Raw genomic sequence first — 19,827 nt, 5'->3', positions numbered from 1 at the left:
CCGTCAGGTCGACGCGGCGGGCGCCGCCGGAAGCGTGAAGAAGAAGGTGCTGCCCTTGCCCGGCTCGCTGTCCGCCCAGAGCCGTCCGCCATGGGCCTCGACGATGCCCTTGGCGATGAAGAGCCCGAGCCCCAGGCCTCGCCGGTCCTCGCCACGCGCCTGCCAGAAGCGCTCGAACACGCTCTGCAGTTGATGGCTGGGGATTCCGGTGCCGGTGTCCGTCACGGAGAAGCGGACCTCCTGTCCCACGGGCTCCACCACGAGCGAAATCCTGCCTCCCTCGGCGGTGAACTTGATGGCATTGGTCAGCAGGTTCGCGAGCACCTGGAGGATGCGCTCATGGTCGAACTTCGCCATCAGCGTGTTCCCGCGCAGCTCCACGTCGAGCAGGAGGCCCTGGGCGGCGGCGAGGGGCTGGAAGGCCTCGACGGACTCCCGCACGAGCGCGGTCGCATCCTGCAGCTCGGGGGCGACCCGGAGCCGGCCCTCCTCGATGCTGGCCACGTCCACCAGGTCTCCAATCAGCCGGTTCATCCGCGCCGTGAAGCGTTGAATCTTGTCGGCGGCCAGCGCGGTCCTCCTGCCCACCACGTCCTCCGCGGAGTTCCGCTTGAGCAGGGCCGCCTGCAGCGCGATGCCCCCGAGGAGCGTGCGCAGGTCGTGGCTGACCATGCCCATGAACTCGTCCCGCGTCGCCAGCCCGGTATCGGCGTGCGCCCGCTCCAGCAGCAGCCGCAGGTCGGTCTCCCCGCGCTCCATGTGGAGGAGGGCGTCCAGGGCGCGCTGGCGCTCCTCGCGCTCGTCCTGGAGCTCGGCGTCCGCCGTCTCGCGCTCTCCCTGCAGGGCCGCGTCCTCTTCCGCCCGTTCCTGGGTGAGGGTCTCCCGGGTCGTGGGCGTCGCATCACGCTTCAGCTTCGCATCCGCGTTGTCGCGGGCGGCCTGGAGGACCTCATCCGCCCTGTCCCGGGCCTTGATGATGGCTTCATCCGAGTTCTTCTCAATCTCGCTCTGGGCCTGCTCGTACTCGAGATCCGCCTTCTGCCGCTCCTGGCGCAGGCCTTCGTCCGTGTGGGCGCGCTCGGGTTGCGGCTTCTTGTTCTGGCTCGCCATGGGGCCTCCTGCGTAGTGCCACCTGAGGGGAGGTTGAGCATCCAGAGGCGGTCCACCTGGATACCCGCTCGGAGGGGCAGTGTCCATGTGACCTGCGCGGCCCCTCCTTGCGGAGGACACTGCCGCCTCCGTGTGCGTGACGCTCAGCCTCCAGGCGAGCTGGTGCATACTGGCCCCGGAGGTGCGCGCAATGGCGGTACACACGGCGCTGCCGCCCGAGGCGTTCGCCCGGGTCGCGGAAGCGTATGGGCTGGGTCCGGTGCGGGAGGTGACGCCCATTCCGCAGGGGTCCATCAACACCAACCACCGGCTGGAGACGCAGGGCGGGCGCTACTTCATGCGCCACACCACCGTGCGCTCCGCGGACGACCTGCGCTTCGAGGCCTCCCTGCTGGCCCACCTGGCGGCGTACCACTTCCCCGGGCCGGTGCTGCTGCCCACGGGAGCGGGCGACCCCTTCCTGGAGCTGGAGGGCGGGCGCGTCAGCGTCTTCCGCTGGCTGCCGGGCGAGGAGCTGCGCCACCCGCAGCTCACCGCGGACCACCTGGAGCGGCTGGGCACGGAGCTGGGCAAGCTGCACCGCGACACGCAGTCGTTCTCCGGCTCGCGCGACAACCCCTACGGCCCGGACACGGTGCGCGGGTGGCTCGCGGGCCTGGCCCGGCACCCGGACGCGGAGCTGGCCGCCGTGGCCGGTGAGCTGGAGCGCTACCTGGAGAAGTCCGAGGCCGTCCGGCAGGGGCTGGAGCCCCGGGGCGTCATCCACGCGGACCTCTTCATGGACAACGTGAAGTGGCTGGGCGACCGCGTGGGGGCCTTCTTCGACTTCGAGATGGCGTGCCGCGAGGCGTACGGCCTGGACGTGGCGATTACGCTCAACGCCTGGTGCTTCGACGGCGGCGAGTACCTGCCGGAGCGGTGCCGGGCCTTCGTGCGCGGCTACCAGGACGTGCGGCCCCTGGCGCCCGTGGAGCGCGCCAACCTCTTCGGCCACGCGCTCTACGGCGCGGTGCGCTTCACGGCCAGCCGCATCCGCGACTACCACCTGTCCCCGCTGCCGGCGGACAAGCTGGTGCGCAAGGACTACCGCACGTACCTCACGCGCGCTCGGAAGCTGGCCGCCATGGGGCCCGAGGGACTGGCCACGCTGCTCGGACTGTGAGGCGTGGCCGGCGGGCGCGGCTTTTCCGTCAGATGCCGGAGACGATCTTCCACCCGCCGCCCTCGCGGCGGAACACCATCTGCTCCAGCTCGGACTCGCGCTGGGGCCGCTGGTTGAGGGTGGGCATGCGCCAGCTCGCCTTCCAGTAGTAGACGGCGGCGGCCACGTCGTCGCTCACCTGCACGCGGCGCACGTCCAGCTCCACCCGGGGGCTCTGGAGCTGCTTGAAGAGCGACTCCAGGTAGGGGGTGAGGTTCGCGGCGGTGAGGTCGTCCTCGGGCTCGCCCGGGGTGCCCGCATCCTCGCGGAAGTCCTTGGACACCAGGGACTGGATGGCCGGAGCGTCGCGGGCCTCCACGGCGGCGCGGTAGTTCTCCATCACCTGGAGGATGGCGCGCGTGTCGGAGGTGTCGTCGATGTCCGTGCCGGGGATGCGCTTCGTGGCGCAGCCGGCCAGGAGGAACAGGGCGCTGAGGGCGAGGAAGCGGTTGAGCATGGCGGGGCCTTACGGGGACAACCGAGAGGAAGTCAACCCATTCCCCAGACCCCGCCATGTGGGCAGGCGCCCGGTCAGGCCTTGCGGATGACCTCGGTGATGAACCGGTTGAGCACCGGCACCTCGGCGTCGAGAATCTTCAGGCCCTCGTTCTGGATGACCTTCTCGCCCACCAGGGCCAGCGGCTTCATCAGGAAGGGCAGCTTGAGGGAAATTTCCCCGTCCAGGGTGCGCTCCGTCTGCCCGCCGCCGATGTCACGCAGCTTCAGCACGCCGGTGTTCACCAGCATCTTGGAGATGGTGCCGGAGGTGGGCACGTTGGTGAAGGTCAGCTCCTTGCGGCGCTTGTCGTAGGTGGACGACTCGATGAAGGCGAACCACTCGGGGGGCACGCGCTTGGGGCCGATGCTCTCGATGACCGGCTTGGGGCGGTAGCGCACGCGGCGGCGCACCACGTCACCCTCGGTCTTCACCTCCAGCGGCTGCAGCTCCAGCAGCACGCCGTGGTGCTTCAGCAGGAACTCGAAGTACCGCTCGTCGAGGAGCGCGCGCTCCACCTCGTCCACCGTCCCCTGGATTCGCTGCCTCGTCTCGAACCGCATTCGCGTCCTCCTTGATTTCGGGCACGTCTAGCGGAAAGCCTGTCGTGGCACCAGGGGGCCGCGAAAGGTCGTCTCCTCGAAATCACACCGCGACTTCCACTCGGTGGTGGAGGCCCGGAAGGCATCCCCGAAGTCCGGCATGGCCCCCACCTCGTGGCGCACCGCGCCGCAGTCGCCCGCCAGGTAGGCGGACTCCACCCGCAGGCGCAGGGCCTCCTTGCGCAGGGCCTCCGGGAGCCCCTCGTCCGCCAGGGCCTGCTGCAGCTGCTCGGCCGCGAGCGCGGGCGCCCCCACCTGGTGCAGCCGCCGGCCCAGCAGGTAGCTCAGGTATGGGTCCTTCTGCACCGCCGTGAGGGCGCGCGAGAGCAGCAGCAGCCGCAGCTCCTCGTGGGACGCGCGGAAGTAGGCGTCGATGGGGGCCCGGCGCGCGGGGGACTCCAGCGCGGCGAGCTTCACCTGGGCGGTGCGCGTCAGCTCCGGGCCGGCGTCCTTCGACAGCACGAAGTCGAGGAAGCGGCGGGCCTCCTCGGGCTGCTCGCGCCGCATCGCGACGTCCGCGCGCGCCATGGCCACCTCCGCCTCCAGGACGGCCTGGCCCTTCACGCGCTCCGCCTCGGCGAGCCTGGCCAGCACGGTGGCGGCGTCCTCGTAACGTTCGAGGGTGGACAGCGCGGTGGCCTCGCCCAGGCGGAAGCCGGGCTCCTCCGGCTGCAGCTCCGCGGCGCGGCGGTAGCGCGCCAGCGCGTCCTCGGGGTCGCTGGCCAGCGCGTCGCGGGCGGCCTCGGTGAGGCGGGCCACCTCGCGGGCGCAGGCGCGGGCGAAGAGGCTGCCGGTGCGGAAGCGGGCGAAGGCGCGCGCCATCGCGGCGGCGTCCAGGGGCAGCGCGTCCACGTGGCCCTCCCACTCGGTGACGAGCTCTCCCAGGGGCCGGCCATAGGCCTCCTGGAAGTCGCCGTCGGCGTACACGGCGCGCAGCTTCGCGGCGCCGTACGTCTCCGCCAGGTACAGCAGGAACGAGCCGGCCACGGTGTACGCGCGCGAGGGTGCGGACTGGTAGAAGCCCTCCGGCCCCATCAGCTTGCGCATGTCCGGGGCCAGGTTCTGCTTGCGCATGCCGGCGGCCCACTGGTGCAGCGTGAGGTCGCCCTGCACCGGGCCGTCGGACGCCACCGCCAGGCCTTCAATCACGCCCATCAGCGGCCACAGGCCCAGCCGCGTGGTGACGCGGAAGGGGCCCGAGCCGGCCGGGGCCGCCATGACGTGCGCCAGCTCGTGGTGCAGCACGGCGTGGGGGAAGGGCCGGTCCTGGATGTGCAGCTCGTGCCGCCAGGGCTTGGCGAACTGGGTGCGGCCGGCGCCCACCAGCCGCTGCTTCTGCTTCTCGTCCTTGTAGAGCCACACCTTGAGGCGCTCGGTGGGGGCCACGCCCAGGAAGCGCTGCGTCTGCGTCCAGCGGAACTCCAGGTCCCTCGCCATCCGGTCCACGTCCTCGCGGGGCTTGCCGCGCCAGTAGTGGAGGCGGAAGTGCTCCGTCTCGCGCACGCCGCCCAGCTCCTCGGCGAGGTACGCGTCCGTCATCCGCTGGCCCAGCTCCGGGCCGCGCGTCTCGATGAGGACGATGACGGTGAGCGGCAGCGCCAGGACGGCGAGGAGCGCGGGGCGCAGGCCGGAGCGCCCCAGCCGGCCGGAGCCGGTGTCCAGCGTGGCGGCGGCCAGGCCCGCCAGCACCCAGGCCCACAGCAGCGTCTCCAGGCGGAACCAGGCCAGGGCGGGGGTAATCGCCAGCGCCTCGTCGTACAGCGGCCCCGGCAGGTGCCCCAGGAAGTGGTTGAAGGCGAACACCTGCGGCCCCAGGACGATGGGCCACAGGGTGGGCACGGCCGACACCAGCACCGCCAGCGCGTACAGGCCCGCGGCCCGGGCCGGCCGCTTGCCCCGGAACCCACACAGCACCCCCGCCGAGGAGGCGAGCAGGGCCGAGGGGAGGGTGAGCAGGGGGTAGAAGCCCACCAGCTCGAAGGGGTCACACGCGGTGCGCAGCACGGCGAAGAGGGTGGCCGCCAGGAACGGGGGCACCAGCACGCCTACATTGAGCAGCAGGGAGGCCCCCAGGGCGAGCCGCACGGCGGCGCCGGGCTCCCGGACGGGCGTGGCCCCCTGTGGGCGGGGGTCCACCCCGAGCAGCAGGCGGCGCTCCTGGGCGGCGGCGGCGATGCCCGTCCCCCCTCCGAGCAGGCCCATGGCGATGGCCAGGGCCAGGCTCAGCTCGAAGCCGGGGACGCCGAAGAGGGGGAGCAGGACGAGCGCCGAGCCACCCCCTGCCAGCAGGAGGACGATGGCCAGGACTCCGGGGCGGCGCAACAGGGCCAGGGCACGGGTGAGGACTTGCCGCATGGCCTCCCCTATACTCCCGCCCAGCATGTCCGAACAGAAGACAGGTCCCGAGCACCGCCAGCACGGGCGAGCCCCCATCGAGCTGAAGGTCGACTACAAGAAGCTCAACTCGTTCTTCGCGGACTACACGAAGAACATCAGCAAGGGCGGCACGTTCATCAAGACGAAGAAGCCGCTGCCCATCGGCACGCGCTTCCTCTTCAAGCTGACGGTGCCCCACCGCGAGGCACCCTTCGAGCTGCTGGGCGAGGTCGTCTGGTCCAAGGCCGACGCGGAGGAGCCGGGCATGGGCATCCGCTTCATCTACAGCAGCGAGTCCCAGCGGGTGGAGTTCGAGACCGTGGTGGAGCGGCTGATGTCCGACAGCCTCGGCGCCGAGCTGACGGAGAAGCTGCTCAACAAGCCGCTGCACCCGCACGCATGAAGGCCCTCCTCCGGCTGATGGCGGCGGCCGTGCCCCTCCTGCTGGCCGGCTGCCAGCAGGAAGCGCAGGGCAGCCAGCCCCGGCCACCAACTCCGAGCGACTCCGTGCCCAGGCGTGTCACCGACGTCACCGCGAGGGACTACGTCATGCCGCCGCTGCCGCGGGGCTACGTGCGGCTCAAGGATGCCTTCGGAGGCGTGCACCGGGTGGAGGTCGAGGTCGCCGCCACCCAGGACGCGCGCACCCGCGGGCTGATGTGGCGCACGGAGCTGGCCGCCGGGAAGGGCATGCTCTTCCTCTTCCCCCGCCAGGACGTGCAGGGCTTCTGGATGCGCAACACGCTCATCCCCCTGGACATGCTCTTCATCTCCTCGGACCTGCGCATCGTCGGCGTCGTCTCGCGCGCGGAGCCGAAGTCGCTCGAGTCCCGCTCCGTGGGCCTGCCCAGCCAGTACGTGCTGGAGGTGCCCGGCGGCTGGACGGAGAAGGTGGGCGTGAAGAAGGGCAGCACGGTGGAGTTCGAGGGCGTGTCCACGGCGGACATCGCCCCCTGAGCGCCGCGCCTCCGTGATGAAGAAGTGACGTACCGTCCAAGTGGTTGCCACACGGCCTGAGCAGGATGCGCCCGCGCTCGCGCGTCCCCGTGCCGGCGACCACTCTTGGAGGGAGTACTTCATGTCTTCTCGTCTCTTGGGGCTCGCCACCAGCGCGATGCTCCTGGGCAGCACCGTGGCCGTCGTCGGCTGCGAGGGTGAGCAGGGTGCCTCGGGCACGCAGGGCCCGGCCGGTCAGGATGGCACCCCGGGCCAGGACGGTCAGGATGGGCAGCCCGGCACGCAGGGGCCTCCGGGCCCCGCGGGTCCCGGCACGCAGGGGCAGCCGGGTCCGGGCGCCATCACCCGCGCTCCCGGGGTGGAGGCGGGCACGCCGCTGTCCTCGGTCATTGCCATCACCTTCCGCGGCGACCTGGGCACGGGCGCCTCCAACCTGGCCGAGTACGTGAAGTTGCGCGTGGACCAGGTGGTCACCAACCAGCTGCCCACGCCCATGGTGTTCCCGCTGCCGTCGTCCTCCACGGACACGGTGCGTACGGTGCCCGGCCTGTTCTCCAGCACGGTCATCAAGTGGATGGACCCCGTCACCTTCAGCAAGACGGGGGCGCGCTTCGGCGCCAACGTGGACTACATCGCCTTCTTCGGAGACGGCTGGTCGGCCAACGGCAACGCGCCCCAGTTCACCGGCAAGGGCTCGGCGGGGTGGATGTGGATCAACCACGAGTACATCTCCGGCACGAAGCCGCGCACGGGCACGGCCCCCATCGGCCAGCACCTGGACTTCGCGAAGTTCCTCCGCAACACGGGCGTGCTGTCCAACACCGTGACGGACGGCACCACGTGGCAGGCCGACGCGCTCATCACCTACAACAAGGAGTGGAAGAAGCAGGTGGGCGGCTCGTGGATTCGCGTGGTGCAGGACCCGGCCACCGGCGAGTGGGCCGTGGACCGGAGCGCGGCCAACCTGCGCTACGACGCCACCAGCTCCACGCTGGCGAAGGTGGTGGGCCTGTCCCTGTCCGGCACCGAGCGCGATGACGCCGGCAACCCGCTGGCGGCGGGGGTGGTGCCCGGCACCCACTCCAACTGCTCCGGCGGTCAGACGCCGTGGGGCACCATCTTCACGGGCGAGGAGAACACCCAGGGCGCCTATGGCGACCCGGAGCTCGCGCTCTGGGATGGCAACACCTGGAAGGTGAATGCCCCGGGCTTCGCGGCGGGCGCGCCGCTGGACCCGAACTTCTCCGCTCCCACGTCCGGCGACTTCATCAGCTCCGACGCCAACTCCAGCCACCTCAAGGACGGGTACGGCTACCTGACGGAGATCGACCCGGGCCAGCCGGCGGACCTCTGGTACGACAAGGACGCGACGAAGCAGGGCGCGGGCCACCGCAAGCTGGGCGGCATGGGCCGGGCGCACTGGGAGAACGCCACCTTCGTGGTGGATGCGAACTGGAAGCTGCTGGCGGGCCAGCCCATCGTCATGTACGGCGGCGACGACCGGCGCGGTGGCCGCATCTTCAAGTTCGTCACCAGCGGCAACTACACCGAGGGCATGACGAAGAAGCAGATCCGCGACCTGCTGGAGACGGGCAAGCTCTACGCCGCGCACTTCGCGGGCCTGAACAACAGCACGGGTGACACGCTGGTGGGCGGTGCCATCCCCACCGAGCAGGCTCCCGGCCAGGGCCGCTGGGTGGAGCTGAGCGTGGACAGCGCGGACGTGGCGCCCAACGCGGAGGCCTATGGCCAGCCCACGCTGACGGTGGGCGCCGCGCTGCGGGATGCCAACTACAACGCCATCGGCGGCTTCGTGAACGACGACCAGATTCGCAAGCTGCTCTGGACCGCCGCCAACAAGGTGGGGGTGATGGAGCTCAACCGTCCCGAGGACCTGGAGTGGAACCCGAAGGACCCGAGCGGCACGCCGCTGCTGTACGTGGCCTTCACCGAGCACGGCGACGTCACCGCGCTGGACCAGCAGGGCCGCATCGCCGTCGCCCAGCGCAACGGCGAGGGTGTCTGGGTGATCAAGGACCGCGCCGCGGCGGATGCGCGCCCCACGGACCGGGTGGGCTCCATCTTCGCCCTCCGGGAGTCCAACACCGCCGCGCCGGCGGGCTCGAAGACCTTCGCGTACTTCCGCGTGTGGAAGGGCGAGACGGCCTCGCTCAGCGCGACGCCGGAGTACTCGGCGGCCAAGCCGGACAACCTCGCCATCGACCGTGACGGCGGCGTGTGGTTCGGCACCGACGGCAACTTCAACGCGAACAAGGTGTCCGACAGCGTCTACTACCTGAACCAGAGCCCGGCCCACCGCGGCAACGAGTACTTCCGCCGGGCGTTCCGCGTCCTCTCCGTCCCGAGCGACGCCGAGGCCACCGGACCCGCGTTCAGCCCGGACATGAAGACCCTGTTCGTCAGCGTCCAGCACCCGGGCGAGGACAACTACAGCGTCTGGCCGTAGTCGCAGGCCCACTCAGTCCCGGAGGTGGAATCGGATGTCCGCGGTGTCGAAGGGAGGAGTGCGAGGGGCCCTCATCGGGCTCCTCGCGCTGGGAGTCGTGTTCTCCGCCGTCGGCGTGTGGGGGGCCATTGGCCGTCCGCCACCGGAGCCTCCCGAAGCGGAGCCTCTCTTCGACCCGCTCGCGCAGGCACTGGCGAGCGGTGGCCGCGTGGCCAACCGCGAGGCTCCCATTCCGTCCATGTGCTACACGAAGACGGAGGGCGTCTCGAACCCGTGCTGGACGTGCCACACGGGCGGCGTGGGCGCCAACGTCATGGGCGACGAGGGGCTGCAGGCCGAGTACGCCTTCAGCGACGTGGGCCTGACGAACCAGTGGACGAACCTCTTCACGGACCGCTCGGCCGCCATGGCGGACATCTCCGACGCGGAGGTCCTGGAGTACATCCGGCAGGACAACTACACGCCGCTGCGGGCCGCGCTGACGGGGCGGACGGGCGGGTACAAGGGCTGGGTGCCGGACCTGGACCTGGCCCGGGGCTTCGACGAAGACGGCTTCGCCCGCGACGGCAGCGGGTGGCGGGCGGTGCGCTACAAGCCCTTCCTGGGCACCTTCTGGCCCACCAATGGCAGCACCGACGACGTCTTCATCCGCCTGCCGGAGGCCTTCCGGCGGGACTCGGAGGGGCGGCCGTCACGTGAGGTGTACCGGCTCAACCTCTCCATCCTCGAGGCGGCGATGACGGTGGACCCGGGGCTCACGGACGTGAGCGGTGCGCGGCGCCGGGTAGAGCCCGTGGACGAGCGCGCGGGCGGGGTGGACCTGGACGGTGACGGGGCGCTCGAGGCGGCGGTGGAGCAGGTGCGTGGGCTGCCCGCACACTACGTGGGCGGCGCGGCGCAGGTGGCCGTGCGCCGGTACTTCTATCCGCTCGGTACGGAGTTCCTGCACACCGTGCGGTACGTGGACCCGGACGCGCCCGCGCTGCTGTCCACGCGGATGAAGGAGGTCCGCTACTCGCGCAAGGACGAGGAGCACGAGGACGACCGCGTGACGGGCTTCTACGCGGAGGAGCGGGAGAAGAAGCTGCAGGGGCGCCTGCCCGTCTTCCCCGGCAACCCCGAGCTGGGGCTCATCAACGACTTCGGCTGGCGCCTGCAGGGCTTCATCGAGGACGCGCGCGGGCGGCTGCGCGTGCAGACGATGGAGGAGCATGCGTTCTGCATGGGCTGCCACACGAACCTGGGCGTGACGGTGGACCAGACCTTCGCCTTCCCGCGCAAGGTGCCGGGCCGGGAAGGGTGGCGGCCGCAGGACCTGCGAGGCATTCCCGACGTGCCGCAGGCCGGCCACGCGAAGCCCGAGGTGCTGACGTACTTCGAGCGCGTGAAGGGCGGCGACGAGTTCCGCGCGAACCAGGAGCTGCTGTCGCGTTTCTTCAAGGGCGGGGCGGTCGACGAGGCGACCGTGCGCCGGGCGGCGAAGGGTGGAGACAAGGACCTGGCGTGGCTCGTGACGCCGTCACGCGAGCGGGCGCTGGAGTTGAGCCGAGCCTATCTGGCGCTGGTGCGCGAGCAGGGCTTCGCGAAGGGAAGGGACACGCTGCTCGCGCCACCGGAGAACGTGCTGCCGCAGGTGGAGAACGGGTCCACGGGACTCGAAGACGCGGGGCTCATCTTCGAGGATGGCCGGCTGCACCTGGCATGGGAGTAGGCGTGAGGGGTTCGCATGGCCGGCGAAAGCTACCAGCCCGGCTTGCGACCACCGTGCGACCTCCCCCGCTGTACTCCCCACCTCCGGCACTCAGCGCGCGGGCCGGCCGCGCCAGTGCCCTCCGCCCGGTCCTCAGGCGTTGTAGTGGCTGACCAGCTCCGACACCTTCACGGAGAGGTCCTTCAAGGCGCTGGCGGCCTTCTGGGTGGAGGCGACACGGGGCGTGGTCTCCACCATCATCGCGTCCAGGCTCTTGAGCGCGGTGAAGATTTCATTCACCCCCGTGCTCTGCTGGCTCACCGCCGCGGCAATCTGCCTCACGCCCGACGTGCTCTCCGTGAGGATGCTGGAGAGCTCCCGGAGCTTGTCGCCGGACACCGCCACCTGGGACAGCCCCACCTGCAGCCGGACCGAGCCGTTCTCCGAGCTCTTCACGGCCTGCGCCACGGTGTCCGACACCTCCGCGAGGATGGCGGTGACCCGGTGCGTCTCGCGCATGGACTGGTCCGCCAGCGCCCGAATCTCCCGGGCGACGACGCCGAAGCTCCGGCCCGACTCTCCCGCCCGGGCCGCCTCGATGGCGGCGTTGATGGCCAGCATGTTGGACTGGGCCCCCAGCTCCCGCACCGTCTCCGCGATGCCGTGAATCTGCGCGGTCCGCTTTCCGAGCTGCGTCACCATCTCCGCCATCTGCTGGACGACCCCCTGGATGTCGTTGAGGCCCCCCATGGTCTTCTGCAGGGCGTCCTCGCCAGTGCGGACCACCTCGTCCGCGCGCACCGCCACCTCGAGAATGGAGTTCGCGCGCCCGGAGGCCATCATCGAGGTCTGGTTGATTTCGTCGATGGTGACCCGCGTCTGCTGCAGCGCCGCGGCCTGACGGTGGATCATCGCGCTCTGCTCGGAGGTGTCCGCATCGAGCCGGCTCGCCGACTCCGTCAGCACCCCCACCGACCCGCGGAGGCTCGACTGGAACTGCCGCAGCTTCTCCACCATCATCGCGAACGAGCGCGCCAGCTGCCCCAGCTCGTCCCGGGAGTTCACCGTCACGACCTGCGCCAGGTCATTGGACTCGACGATGCGGCCGGTGACGTGGGCCAGGTGCCGCAAGGGCCGCAGCAGCATGAGGTTGTAGGCCACGTAGCTCAGCAGCACGCCCACGAGCAGGACGAGGCCCGCCCACAGCATGAGGGCCCGCCGCAGCGAGGTGACCTCCGTCGAGATGGCGTCGAGGTCCATGCCGACGTGCACGGTGCCCAGCGCGCCGCCGGAGATGGGCGCCGCCACGTCGATGGCGCGGATGGGGTCGCCGTAGGCCGTGAACTCCAGGCCGGGGTTCACCTTCACGCGCGCGCCAGCCGACAGCTCGCCCATCTCCAACGGGTTGTGTTGCTCGATGCCGGTGGGAAAGGTGGGGACGAAGGTGTGCGCGACGATGGTCCCGTCGGACTCCTGGATGTAGATGTAGCGCACATGGGCAAGCGTCTGTCCGGAGTCGATGGCGCTCTGGAGCAGGGCGATGTTGCCGCCCGCGCTCTGCTCGGCGGCCGACGCCAGCGACAGCGCGAGCGCCTCTCCGTTGGCGGTGAACGCGCCGCGCATCGTCGCGGTCATGCGGGTGGACGCCTGGAGCATGAGCGTGGCGCAGACCAGCAGCGTCACGCCGGCGCTGATGAGCATGAGCTTGGCGGCGAGGCCGAACCGCAGCGACAGCGGGTCCCACCGGCCCGTGAGACGCCTTCCCGGGGCGCTCATCGCAGCACCGTCCCGGGTGCGGACGTCGTCCGCCAGCCCTCGGCCGTGACATAGGTGAACCAGACCTTGCTCAGCACCTGGTGCCGGGTGGGCGACAGCTCCCCGACGGCGCGCAGCCCCAGGTCGAACTTGCCCATCGACTCGGCGGCGGCGTGGAACCGCTGGCGGGTCAGCTCCGGGCCCGTCTTCTCCAGGACGGCCAGCATCGCCCGGGCGCTGATGTAGCCCTCCAGGGAGCCGAAGCTGTAGAGCGATGCAGGGGTGTAGCCACCGCCCAGGCCCGGGGGCGCCGTGGGCCGGTGGCGCTCCATGGCGGCCCGGTACTGCTGGACGAGGTCGAGGTCCGTGTCGTCATAGGACGGGACGACCTGGGTGAAGATGAGGTTGCCCAGCAGCGGCTTGCTCACCCGCTGCTCCTCGGCGCGCAGCAGGGAGACGAGGGCGTCGGCGCCCACCACCGAGGGGCTGTGGATGGGAAGGTCCCAGCCGGCCAGTCGCGCGTCGCGAATCAGCGCGGCACAGGCCTGGGCGGTGCCGATGGCGATGATGGCGTCCGTCTTCCCCGCGCGCAGGACCTCGAGCTGCGGCTGGGTGCTGACGGTGAAGTCCTGCCCCTTCCGGTAGGTGGCATCCGCCGCGGGCTTGAGGCCGTAGTCCTGGAGCGCTCGAAGGATGGCATCCCGGCCAATGGCGCCGAATGCGTCGTTCTGGACGAACAGGCCGATGCGGCGGCGCCCCAGGGCGATGAAGGCATCCACGATGGCGCGAATCTCCTGGCGGTAGGAGGCCCGGACGTTGAACACGGCCGGCTCCCACGGCGGCTCGCGCTGGGGCTGCGCGCCGGATGACGGCGCGAAGTAGAAGGCCTGCTCCCGTTGGAAGGCACGCAGCAGCACGGGCAGGACCTTCATCAGCGTGGCGTCGCCTACGCCGCCGAAGAGGGCGAAGACCTGCTGCTCCTTCAGCAGCCGCAGGGCAGCCGGGGCCGCCTGCTCGGGATTGAGCGCGTCGTCGGCGGCGACGATGCGGACCTTGCGGCCGTGGACGCCGCCCGCGGCGTTCGCCTCCGCGAAGGCCGCCGAGGCCCCGCGCCACATCTCCACGCCGAGGCCCGCGGACGGGCCGCTGAAGGCAGCGGGCTGTCCGAGCACCACCTCCGTCGGACTCACTCCTGGCTCGGCCAGGACCGCCCCGGCGCACGTCAGGGCTCCCAGCAACAGCCAGGGGGCCAACCCGCGTAGGCGCTTCACGTCGCGTCGTGGACTCATGCCCAGCTCCGATTCATGTGATGAAGCCACGGGCCTACAGGTGGTACTGGGCGACGAGCGACAGCCGCAGGGCGTTTGCCTCGGCACGCACCGGAGCGGGGGTTCCGGCGGGGGGGGCATACCGGGTCTGCGCGTACTGGCCCTCCAGCCCCAGGATGAACTTCGGCATCACCTCGTAGGAGGTGGTGGCGCCCAGGGTCAGGTTGCGCGCTATCGGAATGGCAACCCCCTCCACGCGGTCCTCGGGGTCATCCACCGCCGCATAGGCAGACACCTTGGCCTGGTGTCCCAGCGACATCGCGACGTCCAGCCAGCCCCCGCGCGAGCGGAGCTGCCGCAGCTCGCCCGAGGCATCGATGACGGCGAGCTGACCGATACCGGCGCTGTAGCCGCCGGAGGCCGCGTACCAGAGCTTGCCGGACAGCGTCAGGGGGGCCAGGGGAATGGAGAAGTCGAGCGTGGCCAGCGCCATGCCGACCGGTGAGTCGAAGGCCGCCCCCGCGTCAGCGCCCGGCGTGGGCGAGAAGTAGACCCGCGTCTTCCCCAGCGCCGCGGCCACCGCGACGAACCCGGTCTGCCTCACGGTGACGCCCAGGCGGGCCTGGTAGATGGGGGAGGCATTGTCACCCGGCGAGGCCGAGCCGGCGAGGGCCGGGTCGACGACGATGGTGGCCGAGCCGTTCCTGGCATTGTTGAGGAACACCCCGGCCGAGGCCTCCAGCGGCCCCACCTTGCGAGACAGGGTCACCTGCGGAAGGCGGTTGTGCGGGTTGCCCTGGAGGAAGAGGCCGTCGAGGTTGAAGCTGGTGGGGAAGTGCTGCCCGATGAGGGTCCACGACTGTCCCAGCCGGATGCTGCCCAGCGCCGTCTCCAGCTCCGCGTAGGCATGCCGGATGCGAGGGGAGAAGGGGCCCTCGCCGCCCAGGAAGTCCAGCTCGAGCAGTCCGCGGCCGACGACCGCGTCGCCGTGGGACTCCAGGCCGACGTTGAGCCGGGTGCCCGCCGCGTCGAAGAAGAGGACGTCCTCCGTGCCTCCGGAGCCCACCTGGTGGAGGTAGGGCCGGCTCGCGCCGCGGTTCGTGTCGTAGCTCATCGTTCCGGTGAGGAACCCGCCGAACGTCAGCTTCAGGCGGGAGGCTTCCGGGACGAGGGGTGCGGCTTCGGGCTCGGGTGCGCTCTCGGAAGGGGGAGCGGACGGCACGCTGGCGGGGGCGGAGGAACCGGTGGGGGGCGGCTCCTCGGCCCATGCCGAAGGGGAGGTCAGGGCGAGCCCGAGCAGGGCCGCGCCACGGAGGGCCCGGGGGAGGGAGGGGGACGTCATGGTCATGGACGGGGCGTGGGGGGGGCGCGCGAGGTCCATCACTTGATGGTGGTGAAGCCCGCCTTCACGGCCGCCTGATGCTGCTGACGGACGTCGTTGTAGTTGCTGTCGTCCACCTCGACGAAGCGGTCGACCAGCGCGTCATCGAGGATGCGGCGCCCGTCCGGGTCCTTGTGCATCGTGACGAGGGCATCCTTGATGCGCTGGCGCAGCTCCGCGGGCGCCTTGCCCGACACGACCACCGGGGGAATGCCCGCGGGCCCGAGCGAGTCGATGACCGACACCTCGCTGGCCCACCCGTTGCCGGTCTCCCGGTCGAAGTCGAGGACCAGGCTGTCCACGAAGCTCGCATCCGCCTTGCCGGTGGCCACCATGCGGATGGACTCCTCATGGGAGCCGGAGCGCACGAGCTTGCCGAAGAAGCCCTGCGTCTGCCCGAGCTTCAGCAGCTTGTAGCGGGGCATGTTGTAGCCCGAGTTGGAGGCCTCCTCGTTGTAGACGAAGGTCGCGCCGCGCAGGTCCTCCAGCTTCTTGAACTTGCTGTCCTTGCGGACGATGAGGTCGGAGAAGTACTTGGGCTTGTTGCCGTAGCGCGCGTGCTTCATCACCGGCGCGGCGACGAGGTGCACGGCGGCCTTGTTGGCGTCGTGCTTGAGGACGTAGGGCAGGCCGCAGACGAAGGCGACCTCGACGGTGCCCGCGTCGAGCATCTTGTCCACGGCGCCATAGGACTGGCCGGTGACGAAGCTGAACTCCGTGCCGAGCTTCTTGCTGAGATACGTGGCGATGCGCCCGTAGACGGGCATGCCACTCTCCGACACGAACGCGGCGGTCATCGCCATCCGCACCGTCTTGGCTTTCGCGGCGGGAGCACTGCTGGCGGCCGGGGGCTGCGCGTGGGCCGTCAGGCTCGCCACGGAGGGCCCGAAGGCCAGGAGCATCGCGGCCACGCGGGCAAGGGGGTAGCGGCGCTTCGAGAAGCGGGAGGGGGCAGACACGGGCGTCATGGGGGGAGCTCGGTACTCTGGGGTGTGGGTCAACCCGCACCAGCCCGAAGTGGGTGGAGGTGTGGCTGAGGGGGACAGAGGCCCCTGTCGAGGCCCCTGTCGTGTCACTTTCGTGACGAAACCAGACTAGAGCAAATGTGACGCCACCGTTAAGATTGTAAGATTTCAGTCGCTTGGAAGGCTGGACGGTGGGTTCAAGTGGACCATTGGTCGCGATCAACCCGGGTTCCGAAGGACGCGCCCGGCTTCTGGGAACTGCTGGAGGACGCCTGGCTGCCCTGGTGATGAGCCGCATTCATCGCGAGGACTCCGTCGACTGGAAGCGGTCCGTGGGCAGCACGGCCTCTCCCGCCGCCGGGAAGAGGCGGCGCTTGAGCCAGAGCGACAGGTAGACGAGGGCGATGAGCGCGGGCACTTCGATGAGTGGCCCCACCACTCCGGCAAGCGCCTCACCGGAGGCCATGCCGAAGACGCCCACCGCCACCGCGATGGCCAGCTCGAAGTTGTTGCCCGCCGCCGTGAAGGACAGCGACGCCGTCTCCTCGTAGCTGAAGCCCAGCTTGCGCGAGAGGAAGAACGCGCTGGTGAACATGATGACGAAGTAGACGACCAGCGGGAGGGAGATGCGCACCACGTCGAGCGGCAGGCGGGTGATCTTCTCCCCCTGCATCGCGAACATCAGGACGATGGTGTAGAGCAGGCCGATGAGCGCGGTGGGGCCCAGGCGCGGCAGGAAGCGCTGCTCGTACCACGCCTCTCCCTTGAGCCGCGTGAGGACGATGCGCGTCAGCGCCCCGGCCACCAGGGGGACGCCCAGGAAGATGAGCACGCTCCTGGCGATGCTCCACATGGACACGTCGAACGCGGTGACATCCGCGCCCAGCCAGCCCGGAATGACGGTGAGGAAGAGCCAGCCGAGCACCGAGTAGAAGAGAATCTGGAAGACGGAGTTGAGGGCCACCAGCACGGCGGCCACCTCGTTGCTGCCGCACGCCAGCATGTTCCAGATGAGGACCATGGCGATGCAGCGCGCCAGTCCGATGAGCACCAGCCCGTTGCGGTAGTGCGGAAGGTCCGGCAGGAAGAGCCAGGCCAGGGCGAACATCAGCACCGGCCCCACCACCCAGTTGAGCACCAGCGAGGTGGTGAAGAGCTTGCCGCGCGTGCGCAGCCGGCCCAGCTCGCCATAGCGCACCTTCGCGAGCACCGGGTACATCATCCACAAGAGGCCGATGGCGATGGGCAGCGACACGGTGTCCAGCTTCACCGTGTCCAGCCGGGCGCCGAGGTCCGGGAAGGCGCGGCCCAGGCCGATTCCCAGGCCCATGGCGGCGAAAATCCACACCGGCAGGAACCGGTCGATGAGGGAAAGCTTCTTGACGATGCTGTTAGAGGCCGTGGTGGCGGTCATGGGAGGTTCCCGGGGGCTACTTACAGGCGTTGGGGCCGCGGCTCTCGAGCAGGCGCTCGACATCCGCGCGAAGCACGTCCCGCTTGGAGAAGGCACTCACGAGCGTCTTGAGCTGTGCCTTGCACACCTCGTCCAGCTGAGGGGCCAGTCGGTAATAGACCCAGCTCCCGTCACGCCGGGCCTCGACGATGCCAGCGTTCTTCAGCACTCCGAGCTGCCGGGAGGTGTTGGACTGGGTCAGCCCGAGCGCGGATTCAAAGTGGCAGACGCACAGCTCCCCATGACTGAGGAGCGCGACGATACGAAGGCGCGTCTCGTCCCCCAGTGCCTTGAAGAGTCGAGAGGCGGAGCGGACGTCCAGGGATTCAATCGCGGCGGACATGGCGATATTACAATATTCAAATGTCCAGTTGCCGCAACGAGGGGTTTTGCAAACTTCCCATGACAGCGCGCCATCCCCCGGCGCAACTCCCGGGGACGGGCACCGCGAACTCCTACGGCAGTTCACTTGATGTACCACCCAGTATTGGATCCGCTTCTACAGCGACGCGCGACACACGAATCTGGTCGGAGAGCGCAGGTGCCTGTGCGGCTCCAGCCCGGCTTGCTGGGGAACCATTCGCACGATGTACACGGAGGATGTCATCCCGTACGAGGTCTGCTCCTGAGGCGAAACCTTCGTCTGGCAATGGCCTCTCCCACTGCGTATTCCGGCGCGGTGTGATGGACTGCTTCCGAGGCGCCGACTAGCGAGTGGGCAGCTCGCGGAAGGTGATGCCTTCCAACTCCAGGCGCTGCACGGCGTCCATGAGGCGCTCGGTGCCGATGAGCATCGGAGCGAAGTTGCCCACGCGGAACAGGTCACTGTCTGTGGGAAGGGATGCCGCTTCGAGGATGGGCTCGTCCGGACGAGAGAAGCCGTGCCGCCCACAGGTGGTGCATGGTGGCGGCACATCCTGCGGAATGCAGTCCGGGTGCAGGCGGCTGCGCGGCTCGATTTGTAGTTCTAGAAGCTCTGGCGGGTCCTTCTTCCGGAACCGCAAGGCTGTCGGGCAGGGCAATAAGCCCCGTACACCTGCTGTCTGGAGCCGCTCCACCGCATCCCGCTGAATGAGCAGAGTGATCTGGCCTGGCGACCATGCAATAGGGCCAAACTTCCCAGAAGCAGTGCCCTCCAGCAGCCCAAAGTCAGTACCAGGTGGCAGCTCGGCATTGGGAGGAGCCAGGGGGCGCACCAGCTCGCGCAGGCGCGCGAACTCCGTGAAGGACTCGGGCCTGGGTATCTTGAACTCGCCGCGCTCTGGCAATTGCGACAGGTCGACGCATGGGTACTCGTGGCCTACGTCGCTCCATGTAGCACCGCACGCGTGGCACCGTGCGCCGGGGAGCCCCCACCTGTGCGACGCCTCAATGTAGCCACCGTATTTTGCTGCGACCACCTCGTCTTCCTGCATCCAGAAGAATCGGGTCATCACGTCCTCATGTCCCGGGGCGAGAATAGTAGGGCTGAACGGGGCCGTCCGTGAGCTGGAAGCGATAGATGAGTTCTCCCGCGTGCTTGTAGATCTCCTCTGGCGTAGCCCTGGGATTCAGGCGCTTGAAGTCGAGCCAGGATCGGTTCCATGGTCCTCCGTTCCCTCCCTCGCGGTGAATCCGTTGATGAACTTCGAATGGAAGGGGCATGGTGAAATCGTGGATTCTGACGCCTTGCTTTTCGAACCACCTCGCCAGTTCCTCCTGCTGGGGAAAGATGTGGTGCTTCTCCCATCTGCCGGGCGGGAGCTGGCGTGAAGGCGGGATGATCTGCTCGGGCGCGCCGTTCCAGTTGGGGAAGACCATGACAGCGCCACCGGGCAGCTTCCCCGCGCCGCCCCAGTTCCTCCGGGGCCGCCCTCCTGGTGCCGCAGGCGTCGGAGGCCCCACCGAGGGCGGGAAGCGCGCCAGTTCGACCTCACCGGGCATGTCCTCGCACCGGTAGAAGCCGCAGGCGTCACCGAGGCACAGGAGGGTGACGCACTGGTCCGCCCCGGGGTCTTCGCATTCCGTCTCTGCCGACACCCGTGGCGTGACGGTGGCGCAGCCCGACCAGGACACGGCAAGCCACAAGAGCAGGAGCGCGTGAAGGCTTCGCATGGGCGCGAAACC

At 69.7% G+C, this 19,827-nt stretch carries 17 protein-coding genes; 5 read left to right on the top strand and 12 right to left on the bottom strand.

The window, feature by feature from the left end; translation table 11 throughout:
* Positions 1–3 precede the first annotated feature (3 nt).
* A complete protein-coding gene (locus LXT23_RS28860) occupies positions 4–1,110 on the bottom strand; it encodes an ATP-binding protein (protein WP_253983538.1) in 1,107 nt (368 codons plus the stop codon).
* A gap of 190 nt (positions 1,111–1,300) precedes the next feature.
* Here LXT23_RS28860 and LXT23_RS28855 point away from each other — a divergent pair, with 190 nt between their 5' ends.
* On the top strand, positions 1,301–2,272 hold the full coding sequence (locus LXT23_RS28855; protein WP_253983537.1) for a homoserine kinase: 972 nt from the start codon (positions 1,301–1,303) through the stop codon (positions 2,270–2,272).
* Positions 2,273–2,300: 28 nt separating this feature from the next.
* Here LXT23_RS28855 and LXT23_RS28850 read toward each other — a convergent pair whose 3' ends face one another.
* From LXT23_RS28850 to LXT23_RS28840, 3 genes are all read right to left on the bottom strand, one after another.
* A complete protein-coding gene (locus LXT23_RS28850; protein ID WP_253983536.1) occupies positions 2,301–2,768 on the bottom strand; it encodes a DUF4440 domain-containing protein in 468 nt (155 codons plus the stop codon).
* 74 nt (positions 2,769–2,842) lie between these two features.
* Positions 2,843–3,370, bottom strand: a complete 528-nt coding sequence (locus tag LXT23_RS28845; protein ID WP_253983535.1) for a hypothetical protein — start codon at positions 3,368–3,370, stop codon at positions 2,843–2,845.
* Between the two features lie 27 nt (positions 3,371–3,397).
* Entirely contained in the window at positions 3,398–5,764 is a 2,367-nt protein-coding gene (locus LXT23_RS28840) for a tetratricopeptide repeat protein (protein WP_253983534.1), read from the bottom strand.
* Positions 5,765–5,789: 25 nt separating this feature from the next.
* Between LXT23_RS28840 and plpQ the strand changes: the two genes are divergently transcribed.
* The 4 genes from plpQ to LXT23_RS28820 all read left to right on the top strand — a co-directional run bounded on the left by plpQ (position 5,790) and on the right by LXT23_RS28820 (position 10,920).
* Complete coding sequence (plpQ, locus tag LXT23_RS28835; RefSeq protein ID WP_253983533.1) at positions 5,790–6,188, top strand: motility regulator PlpA; 399 nt, start codon at positions 5,790–5,792, stop codon at positions 6,186–6,188.
* Entirely contained in the window at positions 6,185–6,742 is a 558-nt protein-coding gene (locus LXT23_RS28830) for a DUF192 domain-containing protein (protein WP_407692919.1), read from the top strand. The genes plpQ and LXT23_RS28830 overlap by 4 nt, the downstream gene beginning before the upstream one ends.
* Before the next feature lie 121 nt (positions 6,743–6,863).
* Positions 6,864–9,209 (top strand): PhoX family protein, encoded by a 2,346-nt coding sequence (locus LXT23_RS28825; protein ID WP_253983532.1) that lies wholly within the window; start codon positions 6,864–6,866, stop codon positions 9,207–9,209.
* A gap of 34 nt (positions 9,210–9,243) precedes the next feature.
* The gene (locus LXT23_RS28820) at positions 9,244–10,920 is read left to right on the top strand and encodes a hypothetical protein (protein WP_253983531.1); all 1,677 of its coding nucleotides are present in this window, start codon (positions 9,244–9,246) and stop codon (positions 10,918–10,920) included.
* A gap of 132 nt (positions 10,921–11,052) precedes the next feature.
* Here LXT23_RS28820 and LXT23_RS28815 read toward each other — a convergent pair whose 3' ends face one another.
* The 8 genes from LXT23_RS28815 to sitA6 all read right to left on the bottom strand — a co-directional run bounded on the left by LXT23_RS28815 (position 11,053) and on the right by sitA6 (position 19,815).
* A complete protein-coding gene (locus LXT23_RS28815; protein ID WP_253983530.1) occupies positions 11,053–12,675 on the bottom strand; it encodes a methyl-accepting chemotaxis protein in 1,623 nt (540 codons plus the stop codon).
* The gene (locus tag LXT23_RS28810; RefSeq protein ID WP_253983529.1) at positions 12,672–13,943 is read right to left on the bottom strand and encodes an ABC transporter substrate-binding protein; all 1,272 of its coding nucleotides are present in this window, start codon (positions 13,941–13,943) and stop codon (positions 12,672–12,674) included. The genes LXT23_RS28815 and LXT23_RS28810 overlap by 4 nt, the downstream gene beginning before the upstream one ends.
* Before the next feature lie 34 nt (positions 13,944–13,977).
* Positions 13,978–15,264 (bottom strand): hypothetical protein, encoded by a 1,287-nt coding sequence (locus tag LXT23_RS28805; protein ID WP_253983528.1) that lies wholly within the window; start codon positions 15,262–15,264, stop codon positions 13,978–13,980.
* Between the two features lie 38 nt (positions 15,265–15,302).
* Entirely contained in the window at positions 15,303–16,271 is a 969-nt protein-coding gene (phnD, locus tag LXT23_RS28800) for a phosphate/phosphite/phosphonate ABC transporter substrate-binding protein (protein ID WP_253983527.1), read from the bottom strand.
* Positions 16,272–16,566: 295 nt separating this feature from the next.
* Positions 16,567–17,682 (bottom strand): ACR3 family arsenite efflux transporter, encoded by a 1,116-nt coding sequence (arsB, locus tag LXT23_RS28795; protein ID WP_253983526.1) that lies wholly within the window; start codon positions 17,680–17,682, stop codon positions 16,567–16,569.
* Positions 17,683–17,698: 16 nt separating this feature from the next.
* Positions 17,699–18,064, bottom strand: a complete 366-nt coding sequence (locus LXT23_RS28790) for an ArsR/SmtB family transcription factor (protein ID WP_253983525.1) — start codon at positions 18,062–18,064, stop codon at positions 17,699–17,701.
* 364 nt (positions 18,065–18,428) lie between these two features.
* Positions 18,429–19,154 carry a SitI6 family double-CXXCG motif immunity protein gene (gene sitI6 / locus LXT23_RS28785; protein WP_253983524.1) on the bottom strand — a complete coding sequence of 242 codons (726 nt, stop codon included), beginning with the start codon at positions 19,152–19,154 and terminating at the stop codon, positions 18,429–18,431.
* A gap of 7 nt (positions 19,155–19,161) precedes the next feature.
* Positions 19,162–19,815, bottom strand: a complete 654-nt coding sequence (gene sitA6, locus LXT23_RS28780) for a SitA6 family polymorphic toxin lipoprotein (protein WP_253983523.1) — start codon at positions 19,813–19,815, stop codon at positions 19,162–19,164.
* Positions 19,816–19,827: the final 12 nt, after the last annotated feature.

This window comes from Pyxidicoccus xibeiensis (genome assembly GCF_024198175.1).
Taxonomy (GTDB): domain Bacteria; phylum Myxococcota; class Myxococcia; order Myxococcales; family Myxococcaceae; genus Myxococcus; species Myxococcus xibeiensis.
The sequence above is the reverse complement of the archived record's forward strand: the minus strand, read 5'-3'. Positions and strand labels throughout refer to the sequence as shown.